Annotated in this window: 24 protein-coding genes; 5 read left to right on the top strand and 19 right to left on the bottom strand. The window is 70.3% G+C overall.

Translation table 11 applies throughout. The features are described from left to right. Window positions 1-53 precede the first annotated feature (53 nt). The 4 genes from ACH4UM_RS02785 to ACH4UM_RS02770 all read right to left on the bottom strand — a co-directional run bounded on the left by ACH4UM_RS02785 (window position 54) and on the right by ACH4UM_RS02770 (window position 3,042). Window positions 54-482: a hypothetical protein gene (locus tag ACH4UM_RS02785; RefSeq protein ID WP_398172776.1), complete on the bottom strand. Its 429-nt coding sequence runs from the start codon at window positions 480-482 to the stop codon at window positions 54-56. A gap of 4 nt (window positions 483-486) precedes the next feature. After that, window positions 487-873 (bottom strand): roadblock/LC7 domain-containing protein, encoded by a 387-nt coding sequence (locus tag ACH4UM_RS02780; RefSeq protein ID WP_398172774.1) that lies wholly within the window; start codon window positions 871-873, stop codon window positions 487-489. Window positions 874-877: 4 nt separating this feature from the next. Then, on the bottom strand, window positions 878-1,837 hold the full coding sequence (locus ACH4UM_RS02775; RefSeq protein ID WP_398172772.1) for a MarR family transcriptional regulator: 960 nt from the start codon (window positions 1,835-1,837) through the stop codon (window positions 878-880). 188 nt (window positions 1,838-2,025) lie between these two features. Next, window positions 2,026-3,042, bottom strand: coding sequence for a LysR substrate-binding domain-containing protein (locus tag ACH4UM_RS02770; RefSeq protein ID WP_398172770.1), 1,017 nt, complete (start codon window positions 3,040-3,042; stop codon window positions 2,026-2,028). Between the two features lie 133 nt (window positions 3,043-3,175). Here ACH4UM_RS02770 and ACH4UM_RS02765 point away from each other — a divergent pair, with 133 nt between their 5' ends. Together ACH4UM_RS02765 and ACH4UM_RS02760 are read left to right on the top strand one after the other, a co-directional pair. After that, a complete protein-coding gene (locus ACH4UM_RS02765) occupies window positions 3,176-3,730 on the top strand; it encodes a peroxiredoxin (protein WP_398172768.1) in 555 nt (184 codons plus the stop codon). A gap of 4 nt (window positions 3,731-3,734) precedes the next feature. Then, window positions 3,735-4,268: an alkyl hydroperoxide reductase gene (locus tag ACH4UM_RS02760; RefSeq protein ID WP_398173592.1), complete on the top strand. Its 534-nt coding sequence runs from the start codon at window positions 3,735-3,737 to the stop codon at window positions 4,266-4,268. Between the two features lie 30 nt (window positions 4,269-4,298). Here the strand turns inward: ACH4UM_RS02760 and ACH4UM_RS02755 are convergent, their stop codons facing one another. From ACH4UM_RS02755 to ACH4UM_RS02725, 7 genes are all read right to left on the bottom strand, one after another. Then, window positions 4,299-5,669: an AI-2E family transporter gene (locus tag ACH4UM_RS02755; RefSeq protein ID WP_398172766.1), complete on the bottom strand. Its 1,371-nt coding sequence runs from the start codon at window positions 5,667-5,669 to the stop codon at window positions 4,299-4,301. 129 nt (window positions 5,670-5,798) lie between these two features. Beyond that, window positions 5,799-6,494, bottom strand: coding sequence for a transglycosylase SLT domain-containing protein (locus ACH4UM_RS02750; protein ID WP_398172764.1), 696 nt, complete (start codon window positions 6,492-6,494; stop codon window positions 5,799-5,801). A gap of 437 nt (window positions 6,495-6,931) precedes the next feature. Continuing rightward, window positions 6,932-8,257: a PhoH family protein gene (locus ACH4UM_RS02745; RefSeq protein ID WP_398172762.1), complete on the bottom strand. Its 1,326-nt coding sequence runs from the start codon at window positions 8,255-8,257 to the stop codon at window positions 6,932-6,934. A 364-nt stretch (window positions 8,258-8,621) separates the two neighbouring features. Next, window positions 8,622-9,395 carry an isoprenyl transferase gene (locus tag ACH4UM_RS02740; RefSeq protein WP_398172760.1) on the bottom strand — a complete coding sequence of 258 codons (774 nt, stop codon included), beginning with the start codon at window positions 9,393-9,395 and terminating at the stop codon, window positions 8,622-8,624. A gap of 788 nt (window positions 9,396-10,183) precedes the next feature. Continuing rightward, the gene (locus tag ACH4UM_RS02735) at window positions 10,184-11,044 is read right to left on the bottom strand and encodes a methyltransferase domain-containing protein (protein ID WP_398173590.1); all 861 of its coding nucleotides are present in this window, start codon (window positions 11,042-11,044) and stop codon (window positions 10,184-10,186) included. 59 nt (window positions 11,045-11,103) lie between these two features. After that, a complete protein-coding gene (locus ACH4UM_RS02730; RefSeq protein WP_398172758.1) occupies window positions 11,104-11,976 on the bottom strand; it encodes an LLM class flavin-dependent oxidoreductase in 873 nt (290 codons plus the stop codon). A 33-nt stretch (window positions 11,977-12,009) separates the two neighbouring features. After that, window positions 12,010-12,753 (bottom strand): prepilin peptidase, encoded by a 744-nt coding sequence (locus ACH4UM_RS02725; protein ID WP_398172756.1) that lies wholly within the window; start codon window positions 12,751-12,753, stop codon window positions 12,010-12,012. A 119-nt stretch (window positions 12,754-12,872) separates the two neighbouring features. On the opposite strand from ACH4UM_RS02725, the gene ACH4UM_RS02720 reads away from it, so the two are divergent. Continuing rightward, on the top strand, window positions 12,873-13,367 hold the full coding sequence (locus ACH4UM_RS02720; protein ID WP_398172754.1) for a DUF192 domain-containing protein: 495 nt from the start codon (window positions 12,873-12,875) through the stop codon (window positions 13,365-13,367). Window positions 13,368-13,425: 58 nt separating this feature from the next. Here the strand turns inward: ACH4UM_RS02720 and ACH4UM_RS02715 are convergent, their stop codons facing one another. The 3 genes from ACH4UM_RS02715 to ACH4UM_RS02705 all read right to left on the bottom strand — a co-directional run bounded on the left by ACH4UM_RS02715 (window position 13,426) and on the right by ACH4UM_RS02705 (window position 18,027). Further along, window positions 13,426-14,718: a hypothetical protein gene (locus ACH4UM_RS02715; protein ID WP_398172752.1), complete on the bottom strand. Its 1,293-nt coding sequence runs from the start codon at window positions 14,716-14,718 to the stop codon at window positions 13,426-13,428. Between the two features lie 46 nt (window positions 14,719-14,764). Beyond that, window positions 14,765-17,323, bottom strand: coding sequence for a hypothetical protein (locus tag ACH4UM_RS02710; protein WP_398172750.1), 2,559 nt, complete (start codon window positions 17,321-17,323; stop codon window positions 14,765-14,767). Between the two features lie 182 nt (window positions 17,324-17,505). Continuing rightward, on the bottom strand, window positions 17,506-18,027 hold the full coding sequence (locus tag ACH4UM_RS02705) for an ATP-binding protein (RefSeq protein WP_398172748.1): 522 nt from the start codon (window positions 18,025-18,027) through the stop codon (window positions 17,506-17,508). A 249-nt stretch (window positions 18,028-18,276) separates the two neighbouring features. On the opposite strand from ACH4UM_RS02705, the gene ACH4UM_RS02700 reads away from it, so the two are divergent. Together ACH4UM_RS02700 and ACH4UM_RS02695 are read left to right on the top strand one after the other, a co-directional pair. Then, window positions 18,277-19,128, top strand: coding sequence for a helix-turn-helix domain-containing protein (locus ACH4UM_RS02700; protein WP_398172746.1), 852 nt, complete (start codon window positions 18,277-18,279; stop codon window positions 19,126-19,128). Between the two features lie 11 nt (window positions 19,129-19,139). Continuing rightward, window positions 19,140-19,331: a hypothetical protein gene (locus tag ACH4UM_RS02695; RefSeq protein ID WP_398172744.1), complete on the top strand. Its 192-nt coding sequence runs from the start codon at window positions 19,140-19,142 to the stop codon at window positions 19,329-19,331. A gap of 3 nt (window positions 19,332-19,334) precedes the next feature. Here ACH4UM_RS02695 and ACH4UM_RS02690 read toward each other — a convergent pair whose 3' ends face one another. The 5 genes from ACH4UM_RS02690 to ACH4UM_RS02670 form a co-directional block, all read right to left on the bottom strand. Next, entirely contained in the window at window positions 19,335-19,973 is a 639-nt protein-coding gene (locus tag ACH4UM_RS02690) for an OmpA family protein (RefSeq protein ID WP_398172742.1), read from the bottom strand. A gap of 11 nt (window positions 19,974-19,984) precedes the next feature. Then, complete coding sequence (locus tag ACH4UM_RS02685) at window positions 19,985-20,566, bottom strand: hypothetical protein (protein WP_398172740.1); 582 nt, start codon at window positions 20,564-20,566, stop codon at window positions 19,985-19,987. Between the two features lie 31 nt (window positions 20,567-20,597). Further along, window positions 20,598-21,206, bottom strand: coding sequence for a pilus assembly protein TadG-related protein (locus ACH4UM_RS02680; RefSeq protein WP_398172738.1), 609 nt, complete (start codon window positions 21,204-21,206; stop codon window positions 20,598-20,600). Further along, window positions 21,203-21,436 carry a Flp family type IVb pilin gene (locus tag ACH4UM_RS02675; RefSeq protein ID WP_398172736.1) on the bottom strand — a complete coding sequence of 78 codons (234 nt, stop codon included), beginning with the start codon at window positions 21,434-21,436 and terminating at the stop codon, window positions 21,203-21,205. Before ACH4UM_RS02675 ends, ACH4UM_RS02680 begins: the two co-directional genes overlap by 4 nt. Window positions 21,437-21,584: 148 nt before the next feature. Next, window positions 21,585-22,484 carry a response regulator gene (locus tag ACH4UM_RS02670; RefSeq protein WP_398172734.1) on the bottom strand — a complete coding sequence of 300 codons (900 nt, stop codon included), beginning with the start codon at window positions 22,482-22,484 and terminating at the stop codon, window positions 21,585-21,587. Window positions 22,485-22,491 lie beyond the last annotated feature (7 nt).

The following is a 22,491-nucleotide window of genomic DNA, read 5'->3' as shown; positions in this document are numbered from 1 at the left end:
GCGGGACAGGACCCTCCCCGGCACGGGAGGGGCCTGTCCCGCGCGTGCGCGCCTCAGAGGCGGTATTCCTTCACCACCCGCCGGACCTGGGCGAAGAGCATGCCGACGTTGACGGACTTGCGGCACACGACCACGGCGACGACGTCCTGCTGCTCCATCATCCGCACGAACAGGTGGGTCAGGTTGTCGCTGTTGACCAGGATCTCCTGGAAGAAGTGGTTGTCACCGGTGATCCCGCGGCGCTCCTTGAAGACGTCCTCGATCATCACCACCGTACGGCCCTGGAACAGGTCGAGGGTCGCGCCCGCCAGCAGGTCCAGGACCTCGGGCGGGTGGTTGTCCACGGTCTCGTAGGACAACAGCATGCCGGTGGACATGTCGACCACGCCGGAGGCCACACAGTCTGGGGCGTCGGTACGCAGAGATTTGACCAGGCCCATCACCTGATCGGAGAAACCGGGGGTCATTCGCTTCGTCGCCATCCCTTCACACTCCCTCGGAGGCCTTCTCGGTCAGGATCGAGTCGATGCGCCGCAGGGCGGGCTGCGTCGCACGGTGCAGGCGGTCGACGTCGATCCCCTCGTCGCCGAGCACGACCATCAGGGCGGTGTCGCCGACGGCGTAGAAGGCGGCACAGCCGTGGCTGCCGTACGTCACCGTCTGCCGCAGCGCGCCGCGCGCGGTGGCCTGCGCGGTGCGCCGGGCGAGCCCCAGGCCGGCCGCCGCGAGGGCGGCGAGCGACTCCGGGTCGATCGAGTCGGCGGTGTCGGCGGCGATGAGCAGTCCGTCGGCAGCCGCCAGTGCCGTGTCGGTGATTCCGGTCACCTGCTCGCGCAGGTCGCGCATTTCCATCGCCAGGGCTTCCTGGTCCATGTACTCAACTCCATTTCGCGGTTCCGTTCCGCAGGCGGAAGAACCCTTTCCAACTCGCCCCGTGCTTTTGCGGGGTGAGCACTTCGGTGATGCCGCTGGCGCCGGGGGTGCGGCGGGGCAGGGACCCCGGGGTGGGGATCGGCTCGGGCGGCGGTGGGGCCGGTGGGGGCGGAGCCGGCTCGGGCGGCACGGGCGGCTCCCGTGCGACGAGGGCGGGCGCCTCGGGCGGCATCCGGACCGGTATCGCGGCGGGCTCGGCGGGGCACCGCAGTAGTCCTTCGCCGAGCATCCGCGCCACTTCGACCGTCGCCGTGTAGACCCCGCGACCGGTGCGGAAGGCCAGGTCGCGAACGGTGCGGCGGCCGTCGGCGTGGTCCATCAGCTCCTGCTGGAGCTCGGTGAGCCGGGCGCCGGGCCGAGGCACGGGCAGGGGCCGTTCGCGGTCCGGGCGCACCGGGTGGGGCAGGGCGGCGACGGCGGCGAGCTTGCGGGCCGCGTCCTGGAGCATCCGGGTGGGCGCCTCGCCGACCTCGACCGGGGCGACGGGCTCGCCACCGGGGACGCGTTCACAGCCGTCGACCTGACCGGCGGCGATCGCGAAGGCCGCGTCGTGCAGCGCCATCACGCACACGACCCGCAGCTCGGCAGGGCCGGCGTGCCCGTGCGCGACCAGCGCGGCCGCCGGCCAGCGGGCGCCGCCCGACTCCCGCACCAGCCCGGTCCACTGCTCGCCGTCGATCCGCCCGGAGCGCAGCAGCAGGGCCATGGCGCCCGGCGCGCCCGGGGTCTCGGCCGCGACGACGAGTCCGTCGCGCAGGTGGAAGGCGCCACCGGGCCGGCCGGACACCCGCAGTTCCCCGGTGAACCCCTCACGCCCGCAGGTGCCAAGAGCCTGCGAAAGCCCGGCGTACCCCGCCCGCCCGAGGGAATCGACGGCATCCCCGGTATCCGCGAAATCCGCCATCACTCCCCTTGGCCCGTCGCACATACGCCTGACATGTCGCACTGAGGGGGTATGTGTATCAGGCGGTGACCGTGCGCCGGTCCCGCTCTTCCGACCTGCCTCCACCTGACGGAAATTGAGCCGCCGAGCACGACAAAAAGATTTGTTCGGCGCTCATTTGACCGATTGCGGAACCGGATGCGGGCGGCTCAGCGGGCGTCGCCGTCGAGCACCCGGACGGGCAGCGGCCGGAGGTCGGCGCGCAGGGCGGCGGCGAGTTCCTGGTACTCGGCGCCGCGGGCTGCGCCGGCACGCATGGCCAGGGCGATCCGGCGGGAGGGGGCGGGGTCGGCGAAGCAGCCGGTGAGGAGCCGGCTGCTGCGGGAGGTCTCGACCTCGAGGGCGGTGCGCGGCAGCAGCGTGCAGCCGAGCCCGCCGGCGACCAGTTGGACGAGGGTGGACAGTCCCGCGGCCGTGGTGGTCACCGGAACACCCTCCCGTCGCCCACCACCACCCCCGGCGGAGGGGCTTCGCCCCACTGCCTTCAATCCCGGCCCGGCCTCGCGGCAGATGTCGAGGGCCTGGTCGCGCAGGCAGTGGCCCTCGTCCAGGAGCAGCAGGTTGAGCTCCCTCAGTGCCTCGCGGGGAATGCCCTCACGCCCGCCGAGCCAGTGGTCCAGGGGGGTGACGAGCACGAAGTCCTCGTCGAACAACGGCAGTTCGACCACTCCGGGCACTCCCAGCGGCACGGCGAGCAGCAGCAGATCGAGCCGCCCGCCGGCGAGCCCCTCCAGCAGACTGGCCGTCTGCTCCTCATGCACCTGAAGATCGAGGTCGGGGTAGCGGTCGTGGACGAGCCGCAGCACCGTGGGTAGCAGATAGGGCGCGACGGTGGGGATGACCCCGAGCCGCAGTACGCCGGTGAAGGGCGCGCGGAGCGCCTCGGCCTCCTCCAGCAGGGCGCCGACCTCGGCGAGCACCGCCTTGGCCCGGGCGGCGAGGCGCTCTCCGGCGGGCGAGAGCAGCACCTTGCGCGTCGTACGCTCCAGGAGGGTGACACCGAGTGTCTCCTCCAGGGCGGACACGGCGCCGGAGAGGGCCGGCTGACTCATGCCGATCGCGGCGGCGGCGTCACGGAAGTGCAGGTGCTCGGCCACGGCGGCGAAGGCGCGCAGCTGGGACAGACTGGGCTGCTGCCTCCTCTTTCCGGCATTACCAACGGTCACTGATAACTACCTCCGATCAACGCGACCGAGTGTAGCTATTTCCGCAATCAATGCACCCTGTGCCAACATCGGCAAGGTCCAACCCAAGGGACACACCGACAAAATCGGTGTTCCCTCGCTGCAAGGAGAGCGTGTGCTCACTGTCGGTGACAAGTTCCCCGAGTTCGAACTGACCGCCTGCGTCTCGCTGGAGAAGGGCAGGGAGTTCGAGAAGATCGACCACAAGACCTACGAGGGCAAGTGGAAGGTGGTCTTCGCCTGGCCCAAGGACTTCACCTTCGTGTGCCCGACCGAGATTGCCGCCTTCGGCAAGCTGAACGACGAGTTCGCCGACCGCGACGCCCAGGTCCTCGGTTTCTCCGGTGACTCGGAGTTCGTCCACCACGCCTGGCGCAAGGACCACGACGACCTGCGCGACCTGCCGTTCCCGATGATGGCCGACTCCAGGCACGAGCTGATGCGCGAGCTGGGCATCGAGGACGAGGAGGGCTTCGCCAAGCGCGCGGTCTTCATCGTGGACCAGAACAACGAGATCCAGTTCTCCATGGTGACGGCGGGCTCCGTCGGCCGTAACCCCAAGGAGGTCCTGCGGGTCCTGGACGCCCTGCAGACGGACGAGCTCTGCCCCTGCAACTGGAGCAAGGGCGACGAGACGCTCGACCCGGTCGAGCTGCTGGCCGGTGAGTGACGAGATGTCCCTGGACTCCCTGAAGTCGTCGATACCGGACTACGCCAAGGACCTGAGGCTCAACCTGGGCTCGGTCATCGGCAACAGCGACCTGCCGGCGCAGCAGCTGTGGGGCACGGTGCTGGCGACCGCGATCGCCGCGCGCTCGCCGATCGTCCTGCGTGAGCTGGAGCCGGAGGCGAGGCAGAACCTCTCGGCGGAGGCCTACACGGCGGCGAAGGCGGCCGCCGCGGTGATGGCGATGAACAACGTCTTCTACCGCACCCGCCACCTGCTCTCCGACCACGAGTACGGCAACCTGCGCGCCGGTCTGCGGATGAACGTCATCGGCAACCCCGGTGTCGACAAGGCCGACTTCGAACTGTGGTCCTTCGCCGTCTCCGCCATCAACGGCTGCGGCATGTGCCTCGACTCCCACGAGCAGGTGCTGCGCAAGGCCGGCGTCGGCCGCGAGGTCGTCCAGGAGGCCTTCAAGATCGCCGCGGTCGTGCAGGCCGTGGCGACGACCCTGGACGCGGAGGCGGTGCTGGCCGGGTAACGCGGCCGGCACCCTCTCCCCCAGCCCCGTTCACCCCTCCGGTGAGCGGGGCTGCATCCGTTCCTCCGCCTGCGGCGGCACGGCGTCGGACAGCGCGGTCGCCTCCTGCGGCCGGGCGGCCGGCGCGGTCGCGCCCTGCGGCCGGGCGGACTGGCGCAGGGTCTGTTCCTGTGCGTACTTGCGCAGATAGCCCACCACCGTGTTGGTCACCGCGACCAGCGGGACCGCGACGACGGCACCGCCGATGCCGGCGATCATCCCGCCCGCGGCGACCGAGAGGACCACCGCCAGGGGGTGGACGCGGACCGCGCGCCCCAGGATGAACGGCTGCAGCACATGCCCCTCGATCTGCTGCACGGCCAGCACCACCGCCAGCACCATCACCGCCGTGAACACGCCCTGGGTGACCAGCGCGACGACCACCGCCAGCGCGCCCGAGACCACCGCGCCCACCAGCGGGATGAACGCGAACAGGAAGATGAACACCGCCAGCGGCACGGCCATCGGCACGTTCAGGAAGTAGATCCCCAGGCCGATGAAGATCGCGTCGATCAGCGCCACGATCACCGTGCCCCGCACATACGCCGTCAGCGTGCGCCACGCGCGCGGACCGGCCCCGGCGACCCCCGGGCGTGCCGCCGCCGGCACCAGATTCAGCGTCCACTCCCAGATCCGCCGGCCGTCGTAGAGCAGGAAGAGGGTGGAGAAGACGGTGAGCAGAATGCCGGTCAGCGCCTCCACCACCACCGTCACGCCCTCCAGGCCCGCCGACGTGATCTGGTCGGTGTTCGCGCCGATGGCGTCCCGCAGGTTCTTGGCGATCTGGTTGATCTGCTTGTCGGTGACGTGGAAGGGGCTGTGCAGCAGCCACTTGCGCAGCTCGTCGATGCCGTCCTGGATCTGGCTGGAGAGCGTGTCGATGTTCTCCATGACCTGCCAGGTGACGAACCACCCGATCAGCCCCATGATGACGAAGCCGAGGATCGCGGTGAGCGCGGTGGCCGGCCCGCGCGGCAGCCCGTAGCGCCGCAGCCGGGCCACGGTCGGCTGCATCAGCGCCGTGATGAGCAGCGCGGCCACGAACGCGAGCACCACCAGCTGGACGGCGCTGATGACCCGCATCAGCACCCACACCGTGCCGGCCAGCACCAGCACCCGCCAGCCGGTCTCCGCCGCCACCCGCACGCCCCAGGGCACGGCCTGAGCGGGGTCGGGGCGGGCCGGGACGACGGTCACGTGGCCGGGAAGCGGCACGGCGTCCGCGACCGGTGGTTCCGACGCCGGCTCCGGCCCGGAGTCGGCGTCCTCCTGCTCCACCTCGGCACGGCGCTCGTCCAGCCGTTCACCCATCTCGGTCAGTCCGGCGCCGAGCCGGCCGAGCCACCCTGGCACTCGCGACATGATTCGTCCTCTTCCCCCGTCCTTCCTCACCACTCCCTCCCGGAGTCGTTCCGTCAGACGCTACATGGCAACAGCCCCTCCCCCTAGGACGGGGAGGGGCTGCGCGAGGTTGAGAGCGGCGGCGGGCCGTCAGTAGTTGCCGTTCGCCTGCCAGTACGACCAGGCGTCGCAGGGACTGCCGTAGCGCTCGTTCATGTAGCTGAGGCCCCACTTGATCTGGGTGGCCGGGTTGGTCCGCCAGTCGGCGCCCGCGGAGGCCATCTTGCCCGCGGGCAGGGCCTGGACGAGGCCGAACGCACCGGAGGAGGCGTTGACCGCCTGGTAGTTCCAGGTGGACTCGCGGGTCACGATGTTGCTGAAGCACTGGAACTGCCCGCTCGGCACGATCTGCCGCGCGATGGCCTGCACCTGAGCCACGGTGTACGAGCTCTGGACGGGGAAGTCGGAGGCGCTCCGGGTGGCGCTGCGGCTGGCCGCCGTCTTCGCCTCGGCACGCTGCTTGGCCTCCTTGGCCGCCTGCTCCGCGGCGGCCTTCTTGGCGATCGCAGTCTCGGCGGCCGCCTTGCGCGCCGCCGCCTCGGCGTCCTTCTTGGCGCTCGCGTCCGCGGCGATCGCCTGGGCGTCGGCCTGCTGCGCGAGGGAGGCGGTCTGCACCTGGGCCTGCTGGCCCGCGGGTATGTCCGCGAGAAGCGTCGCGTCGGCTGCCGTCGCCTCGGCGTCGTTGTTCTGCGCGGTACTGCCCGAGGCAACACCGACGACGCTTCCGACAGCGGTGACCGCGGTGGCCGAGGCCACTGCGAATCCCCGGACCGAGATCCGGCTCACACGGTTTCCTTCCAGCATCGCCCGCTTCGGTGACCCTGGCGGACGCAATCGTGCCCCTGGCACTGGCCTCCCAACTGCGGGGTCACGGGAGGCGCGGGCCCGGTGGGCAACTCCCTTCACGGGAGTGCCGCGTGGTGCTCGGGCGGCATACGACGACGCTATGGAGTTGAGGTGGTGCTCACGTGGTTCTGCACCGCTGGGGGTACAGGTGTGTCGTATGCGGGGCCTGACAGGAGTGAGACTCTGCCGTAACCAAACGCCGCAAGGCAATTCCGGGATACGTGTGAAAGCTCACACCTCGTTCGACCCTCGGGATTTCCTGAAACCTCCACACGCGAAGGCGCCGCCCGGCTAGGCTTTCGGCCTTTGCCGGACGGCGCCGACTTCCAACTTCCCTGCGACCGCACCCGGATGGGCGGATCAGCGGGCGGATCGGATCAGATGTGCCCGTCCTCCAGCATTTCGGTCACAAGGGCAGCGATCTGGGACCTCTCGGACCGGGTCAGCGTCACATGGGCGAAGAGCGGATGACCCTTCAGCTTCTCCACCACGGCGACGACACCGTCATAGCGACCCACCCGCAGATTGTCCCTTTGCGCCACATCATGCGTCAGAACGACCCGGGAATTGGCGCCGATCCGGGACAGAACGGTCAGCAGCACATTCCGTTCCAGCGACTGCGCCTCGTCCACGATCACGAACGCGTCGTGCAGCGACCGGCCGCGGATGTGGGTGAGCGGGAGCACCTCCAGCATCCCGCGCGCGGTGACCTCCTCGATGACCTCGCGGGACGTGACCGCCGACAGGGTGTCGAAGACGGCCTGCGCCCAGGGGCTCATCTTCTCCGCCTCGCTGCCGGGCAGATAGCCGAGCTCCTGCCCGCCGACCGCGTACAGCGGGCGGAAGACCATCACCTTCTGGTGCTGACGGCGCTCCAGGACCGCCTCCAGGCCCGCGCACAGCGCGAGCGCGGACTTGCCGGTGCCGGCCCGGCCGCCCATCGACATGATGCCGACGTCCGGGTCGAGCAGCAGGTCCAGGGCGATGCGCTGCTCCGCGCTGCGCCCCTTGATGCCGAACGCCTCCCGGTCGCCACGCACCAGGCGGACGTTGCCCTCGGGCGTGACGCGCCCCAGTGCCCTGCCGCGCTCCGACTGGATGGTCAGGCCGGTGTGCACGGGCAGCTCGGCGGCCTCGGGGACGTAGACGTGCCCTTCCTCGAAGAGGATGTCCACCTGTTCGCCCGGCAGGGTCAGTTCGGACATTCCGGTCCAGCCGGAGGAGTCCGTGATGGCGAGTTCCGCCCGGTACTCCTCGGCGAGGAGGCCCACCGACGACGCCTTGATCCTGAGCGGCAGGTCCTTCGAGACGACGGTGACGTCGAAACCCTCGGCCTGCAGATTGCGGGCGACCGCGAGGATTCGGGAGTCGTTGTCCCCCAGGCGGTAGCCGGTGGGCAGCACGCTGGGGTCCGAGTGGTTGAGCTCGACGCGGATCGTTCCGCCGAGGTCCCCGATCGGGATGGGGGCGTCGAGGCGGCCGTGCCGGACCCGGTAGTCGTCCAGGAGGCGCAGGGCCTGCCGGGCGAAGTAGCCGAGTTCGGGATGGTGCCGCTTGGCCTCCAGTTCCGTGACCACGACGACGGGGAGCACGACCTCGTGCTCGTCGAAGCGGGTCAGGGCGTTCGGGTCCGCCAGCAGGACGCTGGTGTCGAGAACATAGGTGCGCCGGTCTGGCTTGTGGCGCTTTGTGCTGGTCACCACGGAAGGACGTACCCCCTCGGATGAGGTCGGGGAGCGACGAGATGGAGACAGGGCCGGGAGGGCGGGATCCAGCGACGGCGGGCGGGCGGGAACCAGTGAGGCCGGTCGACGGCCCCGCACACGGCGGGCCGTGAACCGGCCCTCCGCGTCTTCGTCCGTGCTGGGACCGCACGGTCGGGCTGGTGCAAAGGGCCTCCCGGGCGGACGGCCCCGAGCCGTCCGCTGAGATCCGACACCCGTGGTTCGGGAGTCGACCTGTCTGGCTTATGCCCTCGAAAATGCGCCGCCATGCAAATGCATGGAATGGCACACGGATGAACTCCTCGTGAAGGAAGGTACGTCGCCGGTGCCCGGTGGGGGCCCGTCAGCCGCCGTAGCGGCGGTGACGGGCCGCGTAGTCGCGCAGGGCGCGCAGGAAGTCGACCTTGCGGAAGGCCGGCCAGAAGACCTCGCAGAAGTAGTACTCGGAGTGCGCGGTCTGCCAGAGCATGAATCCGGACAGCCGCTGCTCCCCGCTGGTGCGGATCACGAGGTCGGGGTCGGGCTGGGCCTTGGTGTAGAGGTGGCGGCCGATCATCTCGACGTCGACGGCCTCGGCCAGGTCCTCCAGGGAGGTGCCCTTGTCCTGGGCGTCGAGGAGCATGGAGCGCACGGCGTCGGCGATCTCCTGGCGGCCGCCGTAGCCGATGGCGACGTTGACCACTATTCCCTCGACGTGGGCGGTGGTCTCCTCGGCCTCCTTGAGGGTGGCCTGCATGGCGGGCGGGAGCAGGTCCATCGTGCCGACGTGGTGCACACGCCAGCGGCCGTCGGCGGCCAGGGAACGCACGACGTCCTCGATGATGCCGAGGAGCGGGCCGAGCTCCTCCTGTGGGCGGTCGAAGTTGTCCGTCGACAGCAGCCAGAGGGTGACGACCTCGACTTCCGTCTCGCTGCACCAGCCGAGGAACTCCTCGATCTTGTCCGCGCCGGCCCGGTGGCCCTGGGCGGTGGTGGAACCCGCGGCCTTCGCCCAGCGCCGGTTGCCGTCCATGATGACACCGATGTGCTTGGGCACCTGAGCGTGGTCCAGGTGGCCTTCCACCCGGCGTGCGTACAGCCCGACCAGCAGGCCGCGCAGCTTGTCGCGCAGGTTCACGTGTTCGTCAGCCCCTCCGTATGGATCGGACAGGCGCGGCCGGGGGCGTTCCCTGTCCGTGCGGCGGCCTGGTCCGTATGGCGGTCCCCGGGGGCGAAGCCTACCCCCGACGTACCCAGGGTCCCCCAACGGGTCGTCACGCGCGCCTTGGTGTATCAGACGCGTCCCCCGCCGCTCCTACAAGAAACGGGCCGGTCCGTGGGGGGGAGACGGACCGGCCCGAGGGGGGGTTTCCACCATAACCCTTCGTAAGTGGTGCTGTGTGCATCGGCGCGCCACAACTACTCTCCGGAATCACCCGGCGACGCGGGGAGAGGGTTGGAAGCCGTCATTCCGGGCCCAATCATGGCCGGTTCACGACGGATTCCCAGGAGGAACGGGCGGGATACAGCCAGATCCTGAGGCTTTGACCCATCCGGGGGCCCCTCGGCGAGTTGCGCCGCCATCCCTCCCAGGGGCGACCCACCCGCGAACGCCCGCTTGACGAAACCGGTGCCGCCCGGCGCCCGCGTGAGGCTCCCGCACCTGCCGCCACCAGGGGCCCGGCGCCGCGCAGCCCCCTCCACTGCGCGATGCCGCCCGCGCAGCTTTGCTCACGCGAATTTCGTTGGTCTGAACTTACTCGAGGCGAACGGGTGACGCGAGGGGCGACCGATAACGATGTGGAAACCGGGAGCACCGAGGTGGGCCGCGAGCGGGCGGCGAGCGCGGGTGGAGGGAGACGGACTGGGGCGGACGGAAGCGGACGGAGGCCGGTTCGAACGCCGATTCAAGGCCATCCACCCCTGTCATCGCTTCGGCTTGCGAGCCTCGAAGAGATGACGGGTGCTGTGGGCCACGAACGGGCCCTCGGCCTCGATCCGTTGGTGCAGCGCACGGAGCCGCGGCTCGTGGGCCTCGACCGTGAAACCGGGAACCATCCAGATCACCTTGCGCAGGAAGTGGACGACGGCCGCGATGTCGTGGAACTCCATACGGAGCCGTTCGGCACGCAGGTCCACGATCTCCAGCCCGGCCGCCTCGGCGCCCGCCCGCTCCCCGTCCGGGTGACGGGCGTTGCGCGACGCCCCGGGCTGCGGCCCGAGGAAGTACTCGACCAGTTCGTAGGCGCTGCCGGGCCCGACGTGCTGGGCGAAGTACGTACCACCGGGCTCGAGGACGCGGGCGATCTCGGCCCAGTGCGGGCGTACGGGGTGCCGGCTGACGACGAGGTCGAAGGCACCGGCGGCGAACGGCAGCGGCGCGTCCTGAGGGGAGGCGACGACCACGACGCCGTGCGGGCTGAGCAGTTCGGTGGCCCTGGCGACGTTCGGCGGCCAGCCCTCGGTGGCGACGAGGACCGCGGGCGCGGACACGCGAGCGGGGACGGCAGGCGCGGGCACACCGGCGGGGACGGCAGGCGCGGGCACGCGAGCGAGCGCGGCCCGGCCGAGGGCGAAGTCGAGGACCTCCCCTCCCCCGGTCTGCACGTCCAGCACGGCCCGCGCGCCGGCCAGCCGCGCGGCCAGCGACACGGCGTACCCCCACGAGGGCCGGGCCTCACTGGCCCGCCCCTCGAACCAGGAGAAGTCCCACCCCTCGGTGGGCACGGCGGCGCCTTCGGCGACGAGGTCCTCGAAGGAGCGCTGCTCATGGTGCTGGTCCGCCATGAGGTGATCGTCCCAGGCAACGGTCACCGTCCGCTCCTGAATTTTCGGAGGGATCACGGTCACGGCAGCAGGGGCCGTACCTCCTGGGCCGTGAAGCGGATGAATCCCTCGGGGTCGGGCTCGTCGGCCGTGGGCTGGAGGATCACCGCGTCGGCGCCCGCGTCGGCGAGATCCTGGGCGGCCTTGGCGACGGCGGACCCGTCGCCGGCCACGCCGAGGTCCGGAACGGCGGACAGGCCCTCGGCGGTCAGCTCGGCGCGCAGCCGGGTCTCGGCGCCGGGGCCGGTGGCGGTCAGCAGGTAGACGACGATCCGGTGGTCGTCCGTACGGCCCGCCGACTGCCGTCCCTCGTCGATGAGCCGGCGGGCCCGGCGTACGCCCTCCGGTGAGGTGGCCGCGGTCAGGATCGTGCCGTCCGCCGCCTCGCCGGACACGCGGAGGGTGCGGGGGCCGGTGGCACCGGCGAGGACCGGGACGGCGGTCTGCGGCGGCCAGTCCAGGGCCACGTCGTCCAGGCGGACGTAGCGGCCTTCGGTCGTGATCCGCGCTCCGCGCAACAGGCCGCGCAGGGCGGTGAGATGCTCACGCAGCAGGGTCAGCGGGGACTCGGCCCGCGCGCCGACCTGGCCCATCCAGTCCTGCACGCCGTGCCCGACAGCGACGGTCGCGCGCCCCGGGAACATCCGGTGCAGGGCGGCTGCCTCCATCGCGGTGATGGCGACGTTGCGCAGGGGCACGGGCAGCAGACCCACACCGACGCGCACCCGTTCGGTCCAGGCGAGCGCGGCCGCCGCCGTGGAGATCCCGCCCTCCAGGAAGCAGTCCTCCCACAGCCACAGCTCCTCGAGCCCGGTGTCGTCGGCGAGACGGGCGATCGACCGCAGCCGCTCGGGGGGCAGTTGGGGACGGAAGACAGCACCGAGTCCGGTCATGCGGGTGTCCTCCCCACTCACCGCACCCCTCACTCACGCCACCGCGAACGCGCCCAGCAGCAGCCCCGTGAACGCCCCGCCGAGCATGAACGGCCCCAGCGGTATGGCCGACTTGCGCCCGGCCCGGCGCAGCAGCACGAGCCCCAGCCCGTACCCGGCGCCGTAGAGCAGCCCCGCGAAGCCGCCCACGACCAGGACCGGCCAGCCGTACCAGCCCAGGGCCGCCCCCAGCCCCAGGGCCAGCTTGACGTCGCCGAAGCCCATGCCGGAGGGGTTGACGAGGAAGAGGACGAAGTACGCCGCCCCGAGGGCGAGTGCGCCGAGCAGGGCGGTGGCCCAGGAACCCGCGGCGGCGGGCAGCAGGGCGGCGAGGCCGAGCAGCGCGGCGGTGGCGGCGGCGAGCGGCAGCGTCAGCACGTCAGGGAGCCGGTGCACCCGGTGGTCGACGAGGGCGAGCAGCACACCGAACGGCGCGGCGAGCAGCCAGACCAGGGCCTCCGGGCGGGGCCCGGTGGCGGCGGCGAGGGCGGCGCAGACGAGGGCGGTCACCGTCGCGACGACCGGGACGCCCGGCCCGTACGGTCCGCAGTCCGGGTCAGCGGTGCAGCGGGCCGGGCCGACCCACCCCCCGAACGCCCCCGTGATGGGATGCCCACCCGGACAGTCCCAGCGCCACGGCTGCTCCGCCTCGACGGAGAACCGGTGGGCGGCGCGCGGCAGCAGCAGCCCGGCGCCCGCGCCCCACACAGCAGCCACGACGATCAGAAGTACGCGCACGCGGGGACCCTAAGCCGTCTGCGCCTCGGTCGGCATGGGCCCGTGGACCCATGCGGGGCCCACTGCCGCACGGATACGGTCGGTTCGCGGCAGACCGCACACGGCGAGGGGGCTCGGGCATGGCACGGCGTTGGCGCGACGGGCGGGGACGGCTGACGGTGCATGGGCAGGGACACGAACAGGGGCAGGCGCAGGGGCAGGAGCAGGAACCGACACAGGGACAGGAACAGGAACAGGAACAGGAACCGGCACAGGGACAGGGGCGGCACGGAGACGGAGCGAGCGGGCCGGCCCCGGTGACGGTCCCCCTCGAACTGGCGACCTCCTACCGCGCCCGCACCAAGGGCCTGCTCGGCCGTGACGCGGTCGACGGCGCGATTCTGCTCTCCCCGGCCAACAGCGTGCACACCTTCCGCATGCGCATCCCCATCGACGTCGCCTACCTCGACCGCGACCTGCGCGTCCTCACCGTCGTCACCATGCAACCGGGCCGCCTGGGCCTGCCCCGCCTCCGCTCCCGCCACGTCCTGGAAGCGGAGGCGGGCGCGATGGCGGAGTGGGGACTGCGGGCGGGGGTGCGGGTGGAGGTCGCGGCGGGAGTGGAGGCGGGGTAGCGGTGGGGCGGCCGCCCGAACACCCGGGCCGGCCCGAAGGGCTCACCGATACGGGCGGTCACAGTAGTGCGGCCTGTTCGCGCACGTGCGGGGGAAGTGTCTCGTCGGCCGCGATACGGGTGAGAGCCTCGCGGCTGGGCGTCACCGTGTCGTGCCAGCGGAGCATGCTCACGGCCCGCTCCGCGGCGAGGCCACACCGTGCGTACCGCTCGGCCAGCTCCATCGCCCACGGGGTGACGAGAGCGTCGTCGTCGACGTACATGCCGAGCCAGGTGAAGACCTCGCCGGCGATCCAGCCGCCGATCCACGTCACCCACCGCCGGACGAACCGTGCCGCCTCCTCGCCGTCCGGTTCCTGCGGTACGCCGGGGATGCCGAGCAGCGCACACTCCAGCATCGCCTCGGTCATCCGCTCCCTGGTGACGTGGCACGCGTAGGGCATCAGCTCCCACATGACCTTGCGGACCTCGAGCCAGCTGGGCGACTCCTCGTCCTCGTCCCCGCTCCATACGGGGTCGGGGACCGGTTCGGGCAACCGCCCGGCCGGCGCGAGGGCCTGGAGAAGCGCCCGCGCACGCGCCACGTTCTCCTCGGTCTCAGGCAGATCGGCCGGCCATTGGAAGCCCGTGCCCCAGCTGTAGGGAAGGTCTCGTACGGCAGGGGGCAACAGGGGTGCCTCTCCCCGTGCCGGTTGCTGCGCCCGGGCCTCGTAGCCGGGGCGGCGCAGCCCCACGAGCGCCTCCCGCGCCCAGGAGCGGTTGTACTCACTCACCCTGGTGCTGCGTACGGCCCTGAGCAGCGCCCGCTCACCGTCGGGTGCGCCGAGGGCGTGCAGCAGATCCACCGCCTCGCGAGGTGCGAGCCCGCTGTCGATGCAACGCTCGGCCACGGCCGCGACACCTGCCGTGTCATATGGCTCCTGACGCAGCCACCGCAGTACGTCATCGGCCCAGTCGGAGAGCGCGCAGCGGGCCAGGGTCCCTGCGATCGGATCCATCTGCTCCTGGACCCACCAGCCCGGAACCGCCGGCTCCGCCGTCCGCGCCCACTCCTCGATCACGGCTGCGACACCCTCGCGAGTGAACTCGCCGAATGTCGGCATGGTCCGAGCGAGCCGATGCGCGGTGTCCCGGCGGACCCGGTCGAAGAGTTCCCAGGACTCGTCGTTCCAGAGGCCCTTCGCCGGCGTGTGCGGGGCGGACAGGGCGGCATCAAGCGCGTCGACGGCGGCCCGCTCGTTCGCTTCCGTGTGCTCCAGCGCCCCGAGTCTCTGCGACCGTTCCCGGGTCAGGTCGGACCAGGGCAGGGGAAGTTGGCTCATGCCCGCGGGCAGCAGACGGTGCGGGGTCACAGGCCGGCCGCTCCCTTCCCGTCGTCGTGCGCTCGCCCTCTCCGCGTCAGGAAACACCCAGGTACTCCATGGCGGTCTTCGGATCCTTCATCTTGCCCGAGTTCCGGGCCGCCTGCTTCTCGGCCTCGGTCTTCCTGCTCCACGCGTCATTCATCGCCTTGAGCTGCCGTGGCGAGATGTCCTGTCCGGCGACGCGGAGATCGAGGCCGTTGTCGGCCAGGGTCTCCGCAGGCGTGCCGGGAGGAAACTCGCCGGTCTTCTTGTCCTTCTGGAAGCCGTCGAAGACCTTGTCCCAGCCCTGCTGCGTCTCGATCTCGTAGCGCGCCCTCCGGCCGGGGTTCGCCTTCTGCCATTCGGCCAGCCGCTGGGCCTGGGCACGCATGGAAGCCTGCGTGGCGGCCTGCCCGGTGTTCTTGACCTCCACGACGTGAATGTTGCCGTCCTTCCCCTTGTAGACGACATCGGCGTCATCGATGGCGCTGAGATCGGCGGTGGTTCCGTCGCCCAGGTCCACTGTCTTGCGGCCCTTCTTCGCGCCGACCCCGGCATAGACCTTGGTGCCCTCGGCGGCTTCGTCCACGGCTCGCCTCGCCGCCCTGACCTCCGCCATGGCCTCGGCCAGCTGATACCGGTCACCGGCCCTGAGCACGGGACCGCCCAGCGCGCCACGGCTCTGACTGTCGATGCCCTTGTTCTTGAGCATGTCCGTAAGGTCCTTGAGGGACTGAGCGAGTTCTTCCTTGCCGATCTCACCCTTGCTCAGGTCCGGGTGGTCCTTGGCTTTGGCCACCAGGTCGTCGATCTTCTTCTCGTCGAGCTGGAACCTGTCGCCCTTGGGCGTCTTCTGCTTGTCCTTGGCTTCCGCGATGGTCTTCTTGGCCTCGTCCGCAGCCTGCTGGACATCCGCACCGGCGGCCGCGTGGTCCGCCTCGTCCGCCTGCTTGCGGGCCTCCTCGGCCTCCTTCTTGGCCTTCTCGTCGCAGCCGTCTTCGGCGAGGACGACGTAGGGGGAGGAGGCACCGGCGGCCAGGACGGTGGTGCCGGTGCCGGCGGAGCCGGTGAGGGGGCCGGGGGTGGTGCCGCCGCTCGGGCCGCCGCCGTACGGGACCCTGCGCGCCGGGGCGGAGATGGTGCAGCCGGACTGCCGGGCCTTCTTCTCGGCCTCGTCGGCCGCCGCGTCGGCCTGTTTGGCGGCCTTCTCGGCGCCCTCGACGTCCCCCGCCTTGGCCGCCTTCCTGGCGTCCTCGGCCGCCTTGCCCGCCTTCTCCGCGAGCTTGCCCAGTTTCGCGAGCTTGCCGAGTTTGCCCAGCTCGCCGACCTTCTCCACGACCTTGGCGCCGTCGTAGCCCGGGATGAAGAGGGAGCCGACGTTCCATATGACGTGGGTGACGGCGCGGGTCTTGTCGCCCTTCTTCCAGTCATTGGCGACGTCGTCACCGATGAACAGGTCGTAGAGGACCGTTCCGCCCGTCTTCAGCGAGGCACCGCCCCAGTCCCAGACGGCCCCGAAGTAGTCGCCCTTGGACCACTTGTCGCGGGCGCCCTTGGAGTTGTCCCACCAGTCCTGCCCGAGCTGCTTGCCGTAGTCCCCGATGCCCTTGATGGTGTCGAGGGGGTGGCGGACCATGCCGTAGATGCCGGTGACGTCACCCCAGACACCGTCGACGAAGAGACCCTCGCCGACCTGCTTGACCTGGTTGCCCGCACAGCCGAAGAAGGCGCCTACGCCGGAGAAGCAGCCGTCGTCCTTCTTCTTGCCGCCCCCGTTGTCGTCCTTCTTGCCGCCGTTGCCGTCGCCGTTGCTGTTCTCGTTGCCGTTCTTGCCGCCCTTGTTGCTGCCGTTGCCGTTCCTGCCGCTGTCGGTGGTCGTGTTGCCGTTGCCGGGACCGGTGTTCTTGCCGGCGTCGGTGCCGGTGCCGGTGGCATTGGTGTCGGTGCCGCCGTTGCCGGTGCCGCCCGACGGGGCCGGGCAGCCCATGCCGACGACCTTGCAGACCTGGGCCTCTATACCGCCGAATATCTGCGTACCGAGACCGCTGACCACCAGCGCGGTCACGATGGCGACGACGATGGCGACCAGGCCCGCGTACTCGACCGCGGTCTGCCCCTCGTCCCCCCGCCGCCACCGGATCATCCGGGCGAACGAGAACGGACGGCGCTCGGCCCGGTCCAGCTCCGGGAGTTCGTACCACTCACGGCTCTCGGACTGGAGCAGGAAGTAGACGATGAGGATCGGCAGGAAGAGCTGGACGCCACCGCGGGCGGACCCCGCGGTGAGGTTGGCGAGCCCGCCGAGGATCAGCCACACCTGCACGCCGATCAGCGCGCGCCGGACCCAGACCCCGCCCTCCCACGTCCGGCGGGCCAGCCACCACCCGAGGACGCCGGGCGCGGCCGAGTAGGCGACCAGCGCGATCACACCACCGTCGAGGGCGTCGTACGACGAGGCGGTCAGCAACAGCCCGACCCCGCCGAGCACCGTGGCGACGAACAGCGCGTGCACGAGCACCAACGCCGCCGACAGCGACCGTGGCAACTCCCGCCGCCCCCCGCGCCCGGACGGCCACGCCCCCTCGAACTCCGGCACTCCCCCGACCGAGGCCATGCCCGCTCCCCCCACGTTGGTGCACAACTAAGGGGAGGTTAGGAAGCGAACGCCTGTCCAGGATGGGCCCGTGGACCCAAACCGGCACCCAAACCCCGCCGCGTCCCGCCCACTTCGATGGCCCCGGCCGACCTCGTCGGCGGTCATCCCCCGACGCTCACCCGGCGCCGTCTGCGCTGCCGTCACCCATCCGCGCATCCGGCGGCCAGGTACGCCCGGGTGCCCTCCCTCGGCAGTACCGCCCACGTCCTCGTGCCCCCGCCCGGCTGGCGGGCGTCCCCGAAGCCCCAGTCGCCGCCACAGGCCCGGACCACACAGGCGGGCAGGCGCAGGGCCGAGCGGCGGCGGGCGTCGCAGGCGGCGGCCAGACGGGGGTTCGTGTGGCGAGGGTGCGCGTCGTAGAGGACCACCCGCAGGGCCTCCTCGCGGTAGCGGAGGCAGACGTACACCTCCGGTGCAGGGGTGAAACGGCAGGCGCAGGCGGAGAGTTCACTCGCCACCTGGACCGCGGGGTCGGCCATGTCACCGAGATCGTGGGCTAGAAGGACGGTGCGGATGGTCGCGCGGACGATCGCCGGGGTCCGCGGGCCGGCGGGGAGGGTGAGGCTGTAGGCGAGGGATTCGGGGGTGGGTGGTGCGGGTGGCAGGAGGTCGGTGGTGTTCGGGCTGGAGGGCAGGCAGGTCGAGGTCGTGGGGGTGGGCATGGCAACTCCGTCGGCCAGTGGGGTGGTTGTCTCTGCCTGCGCGCACGGTGGCTTGTCACCCGAGCCTGGCTTGGCATGGGTGATGCACTTCCCGTCCGGGGCGGAGGGTCGTAGTCGACCTGTCACAGAAAGTAGAGCATCGCGGAGTACACGTACTACCAACTTCCCGAATTCGACTCCATCGAGTGGACCAGTCATCGACCGCGAGGGCAGACTGACCGCCGTCAGGCAATTGGGTAGGAGGGGAGCATGGCGCCCAGAAGCGCACCGACGGCGCGCCAGCGGCGCCTGGGCCTCGAACTGCGCAAGATGCGTGTCGCCGCCGGGATGACGACGGAGTACGCCGCCGGACTGCTGGGTGTTCCACGCACGAACGTGCCCAACATGGAGTCCGGCCGATCAGGCATCAGCCCGGAGCGTGTACGCACCCTGGCGGACAACTACGGCTGTGCTGACCAGGACCTCGTCCACGCGCTGGCAGCCATGGCCGCTGATCGCGACAAGGGTTGGTGGGAGTCGTACCGCGGCCAACTGCCCGAGGCATTGCTGGACATCGCCGAGATGGAGTGGCACGCAGAACGAGTACGGATCGCGGTGAGCGTACATCTGCCCGGCCTCCTGCAGACCAAGGAACACGCGCGCGCGGTCTTCGAGGCCGTGATCCCCGCGCTGCCACCAGAAGAGGTCGAGGTCCGCGTCTCACAGCGAATGGACCGGCAGCAGGTACTTGACCGGCCTGCGCCGCCCGAGCTCGATGTCATCATTCACGAAGCCGCCCTCCGTATGGAGTTCGGCGGCTCCAAGGTGGCCCGGCGCCAACTGGAGCACCTGCTGCGGATGTCCGAGCGCGACGCCGTGACGCTACGGGTCATCCCTTTCAAAGCGGGTGGCTTTCCCGGAGCCGGTCAGTCGGTCGTGTACGTCGAGGCGCCCGTGCCCCAACTCGACACCGTGGAACTCGACAGCACCCACGGGCCGGAGTTCATCGACTCGGAGGCTCAGCTCAGCAAGTACCGGGCCGTACTGGCCGCAGCGGAATCCGTGGCACTCGCTCGCACTGCGTCACGCGACTTCATCCGCACCCTTGCCACCGAACTGTAGGAGCCATCGACATGCCTGCCATCACCTGGGAAGACCCCTTTTGTGGGGAAGGCGCCAACTGCTTCCGCATAGGCACCGACGCCGAAGGCAACGCCTACATTGCCGTCGCCGGTCAGGAGGACCACCCCCTGACCGACAACCGTGAGGCCCTCCGCAACCTCATCCGGGAGATCAAGGCGGGGAGGGCCGATCACCTGCTGTAGGGGTCAGCTCTGTGTGCGCGGGAACGTGACCTCGACCCGGCGGTTCTTCTTGCGGCCGTCCTCCGTGGAGTTGTCCGCGATGGGGTACTGCTCGGCGTAGCCGCGTACGTCGAAGGTGATGTTCGGGTCGTTGAGCTCCTGGGAGAGGACGTCCTGGACGGCGTTCGCCCGCTGCTTGGACAGGACCACGCCGTGTTCGTGCGTGCCCAGGTTGTCGGTGAAGCCGAATACGCGGACCTGGGCCGCCTTCTGCTTCTTGATCTCCTGCGCGATCGCGTCGATACGTGACTTCGCCTGGTCGCTCAGCTTCGCGCTGTCCTTGGCGAACAGTACCTCGGCCTGGAGGGCGAAGGTCACGTCCGTGTTGGTGTCCTCACGGCGCTCCTCACCGCCCTGGTCCTCGACCACCGACTTGATGTCCAGCACCTTGGGCGCGGCAAGGGTGGCGCCCTCGGGGAGCTTGAGATCGGGGTCGTTCGGGTCGATCTTCACCGGCGCGGAGGCGGAGGGCTCTGTGCCGGGCGGTTCGCTGGGACCGCCGTCGGCGTGGGCCGCCACGGCGCCGTAGAGGTTCGCGGCGACCATGACGGTGGCGGCGGCGAGGGTGAGGGCGAGGCGGGGGTGGGTTCGGGTGTGGGTCATGGTGGGCCGCCTCACCCGGAGATCTTGATGTTGCCGCTGGAGAAGGTGGGGAGTTGGAGGGTGACGTCGGTGGTGCTCGACGGCGGGGAGGGGAACTGCATGAAGACCGGAATGGTTTGACCCGCCTCGATCGTCGTGAGCCCGGTTGTCGTCAGTGGCCGCCCGTCGGTGTCACGCAGCACGTAGTAGCGCTTCTTGGCCTGCGAGTCCACGAGGGTGGCACCACCGAGGGACGTACCGTGCTTGAGAATCTCGGTTTCGTCACCACGCAGTTCGGCCGGGATGACCTGCGACTGAGACCCGTCGTTCTTGAACTGCCCGTTCACGGTAACGAACCCACCCGAATCCCGCTGGGCGGAGCTGATCTGCAGCAGAAGTCCGTTCGCGCCCTTGAGTTCGGCCAGCGGCGTCTGCGACTTCCCCTCCTGAGCACTCGGTTTGGATCCACTGTCCTTCGACGCGGACGCTGAGGCATCCGGTTTCTTGTCGTCGCCGCCACCGCCGCCGCAGCCGGCCACGCCGAGGGCCAGACCCGCCGCAACGGTCAACGCGATCACCCTCCTATGGGCCTTGGCAGTGAACCGAATGCTCATCACTCTGCTTCCTTCATCACTCGTCGTTCGCTTATCGGTCGGCCAGGTGGACGTCGAAAAGGTCCTGTGGCTTCGGGAGATCGGTGAGATGCTTCGGGTCCAGGTCCCAGTACCTGTTCTTGCACTTCAGGCGGGGCAGCACATCAGTCCCGGCATTTGCAGCCAGCGGCTTGAACTTGCAGAGCGGCTGGATCACGGCAGTGGCGGAAGCCTTGGAGTGCTTCGTGCTCGTGATAGGAACGACGGAATCCCCCATGGGCTTGTTGGTCTCGACTCGGACCGTGTAGCCCAGGAGGTTCGGTATGCAACCATCGGAGCCCAGGATGTGGGCATCGTTCTGGTTGGCAAGCTCATACGCCCGCCGGCACGAGGGCTGGAGCGCCTGACCGTTGCCCTCGAGGATGTCCTGCCACTTGGTCGGGTCGAGCACGTTCTTCGTCCACTCGCCCGCAAGCTGGTCCCTGGTGTCCTGGGCCGCCGCGAGTGCCGCCGCGTCAGCTGCCGTCTGGGCACCGTTTCGATTCACCGCGGCCTGGCCGACCGCGAAGTACGCGAGCGCAAGAAAGAGCAGGCCCCCCACCACAGTGATGTAGATGGGGAAGGCCTGCCCTGCGTCGCCGTAGCGTCGCGGTCGTGTCAATTCCCGACCTTGCCGACGAGCGCCGTAATCTTGTTCAGAATCGTCGAGCCAATGCTCGTACCCGTAATCGCCAGCACGATCGCCACGACCACCGCGATGATCCCCAGGTACTCGACCGCGGTCTGCCCCCTGTCGCCGGCGCGGCGCTGCATCGCCTCCACCGTGGTGTTCTTCCAGCCGTTCACGCGGACCTTGGTCGCTACCGCGGTCTTCAACATCAGGTCGCTCATGGTGTTCCCCTCCGGGTCGAGTCTTGGTGCCGCTTGCGACACCGGAAAGGTAGGCCGGAACACCCCGTCGGCCAGAGGGTCCCAGGACCCAATCCCGGGCCCAAAGAAAGACCCGGCCGTTGCTCCTCCGCACCGTCGTCATCCCAGGTCACCTCAGCCCTCGTGACGAGTCCGGGGCCGTACCCAGCCACTTCGCGGCGGCCTCGGAGCGGCTGGTGCTGTGGAGCTTGGCGAAGATGCGGTTGATGTGGTTCTTGACGGTCTTCTCGCTGATGAAGCAGGTGGCGGCGATCTGCTGGTTGGTCATGCCGGACGCGATGAGGTCCATGATCTCCGCCTCCCTTGCGCTGAGTTGGAACCTCGACCTGTCGACGGCGGCCGGGCGGCCACCTGTCCATCCAGACGACGACTGTCCCACATTCGGTTGCAGTTGCGAAAGGTTTTCCGCAGAAACAACCGTTGGAGGGGCCGTTGGGAGGCTCCCGCCATGTGCAGTCGCATCCCCCAGCCCCTCCGGCAGTGGCCCGCCCGGCGCAGTCTGCCGGTCCTGCCGCAACTGTGCCAGCAACGCGCCCGCCGCCGTGGGAGTGAAGTGGGGCCGCCCCGCCCTGATGTCCCTTATCGCCGCGACCAGCTGATCCGCCGTGAACTCACCGTGCACCAGGTAGCCGCCCGCGCCCCGGCGCAGGGCCTCCTGGACGATCTCGGACTCGCGGCTGTAGGTGAGCATCACGACCGGGGCGATCTGTACCAGGTACGGCAGTGCCGAGATGCCGTCCACGCCGGGCATGCGGACGTCGAGCAGTACGACGTCCGGGCGGTGCTGCTGGGCCGCCTCCCAGGCCGCGCGGCCGTCCGCCGCCTCCGCGACCACCGTGATGTCCGCGCGGCCGGAGAGCAGGGCCGTCAGGCCGGCGCGGACCACCGGGTTGTCGTCCGCCACGACCACGCGCAGGGGCGCGGGCGGGGCCGGTTGCGGGAAGCTCCCGAAGGGGTTCGGGGGTGGGGGCTGCTGGGGGCCGGGGTACGAGGTCGGCTGGTCCGGCATCGGCGGC

Origin of the sequence: Streptomyces sp. NPDC020801 (genome assembly GCF_044334385.1) — a bacterium.
In the GTDB taxonomy this organism is placed as follows: domain Bacteria; phylum Actinomycetota; class Actinomycetes; order Streptomycetales; family Streptomycetaceae; genus Streptomyces.
The sequence above is the reverse complement of the archived record's forward strand: the minus strand, read 5'-3'. Positions and strand labels throughout refer to the sequence as shown.

Coding starts and splice junctions, on each gene's coding strand:
- ACH4UM_RS02785 (WP_398172776.1), bottom strand. CDS start 482: ATGGCGACGAAGCGAATGACCCCCGGTTTCTCCGATCAGGTGATGGGC.
- ACH4UM_RS02780 (WP_398172774.1), bottom strand. CDS start 873: ATGGACCAGGAAGCCCTGGCGATGGAAATGCGCGACCTGCGCGAGCAG.
- ACH4UM_RS02775 (WP_398172772.1), bottom strand. CDS start 1,837: ATGGCGGATTTCGCGGATACCGGGGATGCCGTCGATTCCCTCGGGCGG.
- ACH4UM_RS02760 (WP_398173592.1), top strand. CDS start 3,735: ATGTCCCTGGACTCCCTGAAGTCGTCGATACCGGACTACGCCAAGGAC.
- ACH4UM_RS02755 (WP_398172766.1), bottom strand. CDS start 5,669: ATGTCGCGAGTGCCAGGGTGGCTCGGCCGGCTCGGCGCCGGACTGACC.
- ACH4UM_RS02735 (WP_398173590.1), bottom strand. CDS start 11,044: ATGGCGGACCAGCACCATGAGCAGCGCTCCTTCGAGGACCTCGTCGCC.
- ACH4UM_RS02730 (WP_398172758.1), bottom strand. CDS start 11,976: ATGACCGGACTCGGTGCTGTCTTCCGTCCCCAACTGCCCCCCGAGCGG.
- ACH4UM_RS02720 (WP_398172754.1), top strand. CDS start 12,873: ATGGCACGGCGTTGGCGCGACGGGCGGGGACGGCTGACGGTGCATGGG.
- ACH4UM_RS02710 (WP_398172750.1), bottom strand. CDS start 17,323: ATGGCCTCGGTCGGGGGAGTGCCGGAGTTCGAGGGGGCGTGGCCGTCC.
- ACH4UM_RS02705 (WP_398172748.1), bottom strand. CDS start 18,027: ATGCCCACCCCCACGACCTCGACCTGCCTGCCCTCCAGCCCGAACACC.
- ACH4UM_RS02700 (WP_398172746.1), top strand. CDS start 18,277: ATGGCGCCCAGAAGCGCACCGACGGCGCGCCAGCGGCGCCTGGGCCTC.
- ACH4UM_RS02695 (WP_398172744.1), top strand. CDS start 19,140: ATGCCTGCCATCACCTGGGAAGACCCCTTTTGTGGGGAAGGCGCCAAC.
- ACH4UM_RS02690 (WP_398172742.1), bottom strand. CDS start 19,973: ATGACCCACACCCGAACCCACCCCCGCCTCGCCCTCACCCTCGCCGCC.
- ACH4UM_RS02685 (WP_398172740.1), bottom strand. CDS start 20,566: ATGAGCATTCGGTTCACTGCCAAGGCCCATAGGAGGGTGATCGCGTTG.
- ACH4UM_RS02675 (WP_398172736.1), bottom strand. CDS start 21,436: ATGAGCGACCTGATGTTGAAGACCGCGGTAGCGACCAAGGTCCGCGTG.
- ACH4UM_RS02670 (WP_398172734.1), bottom strand. CDS start 22,484: ATGCCGGACCAGCCGACCTCGTACCCCGGCCCCCAGCAGCCCCCACCC.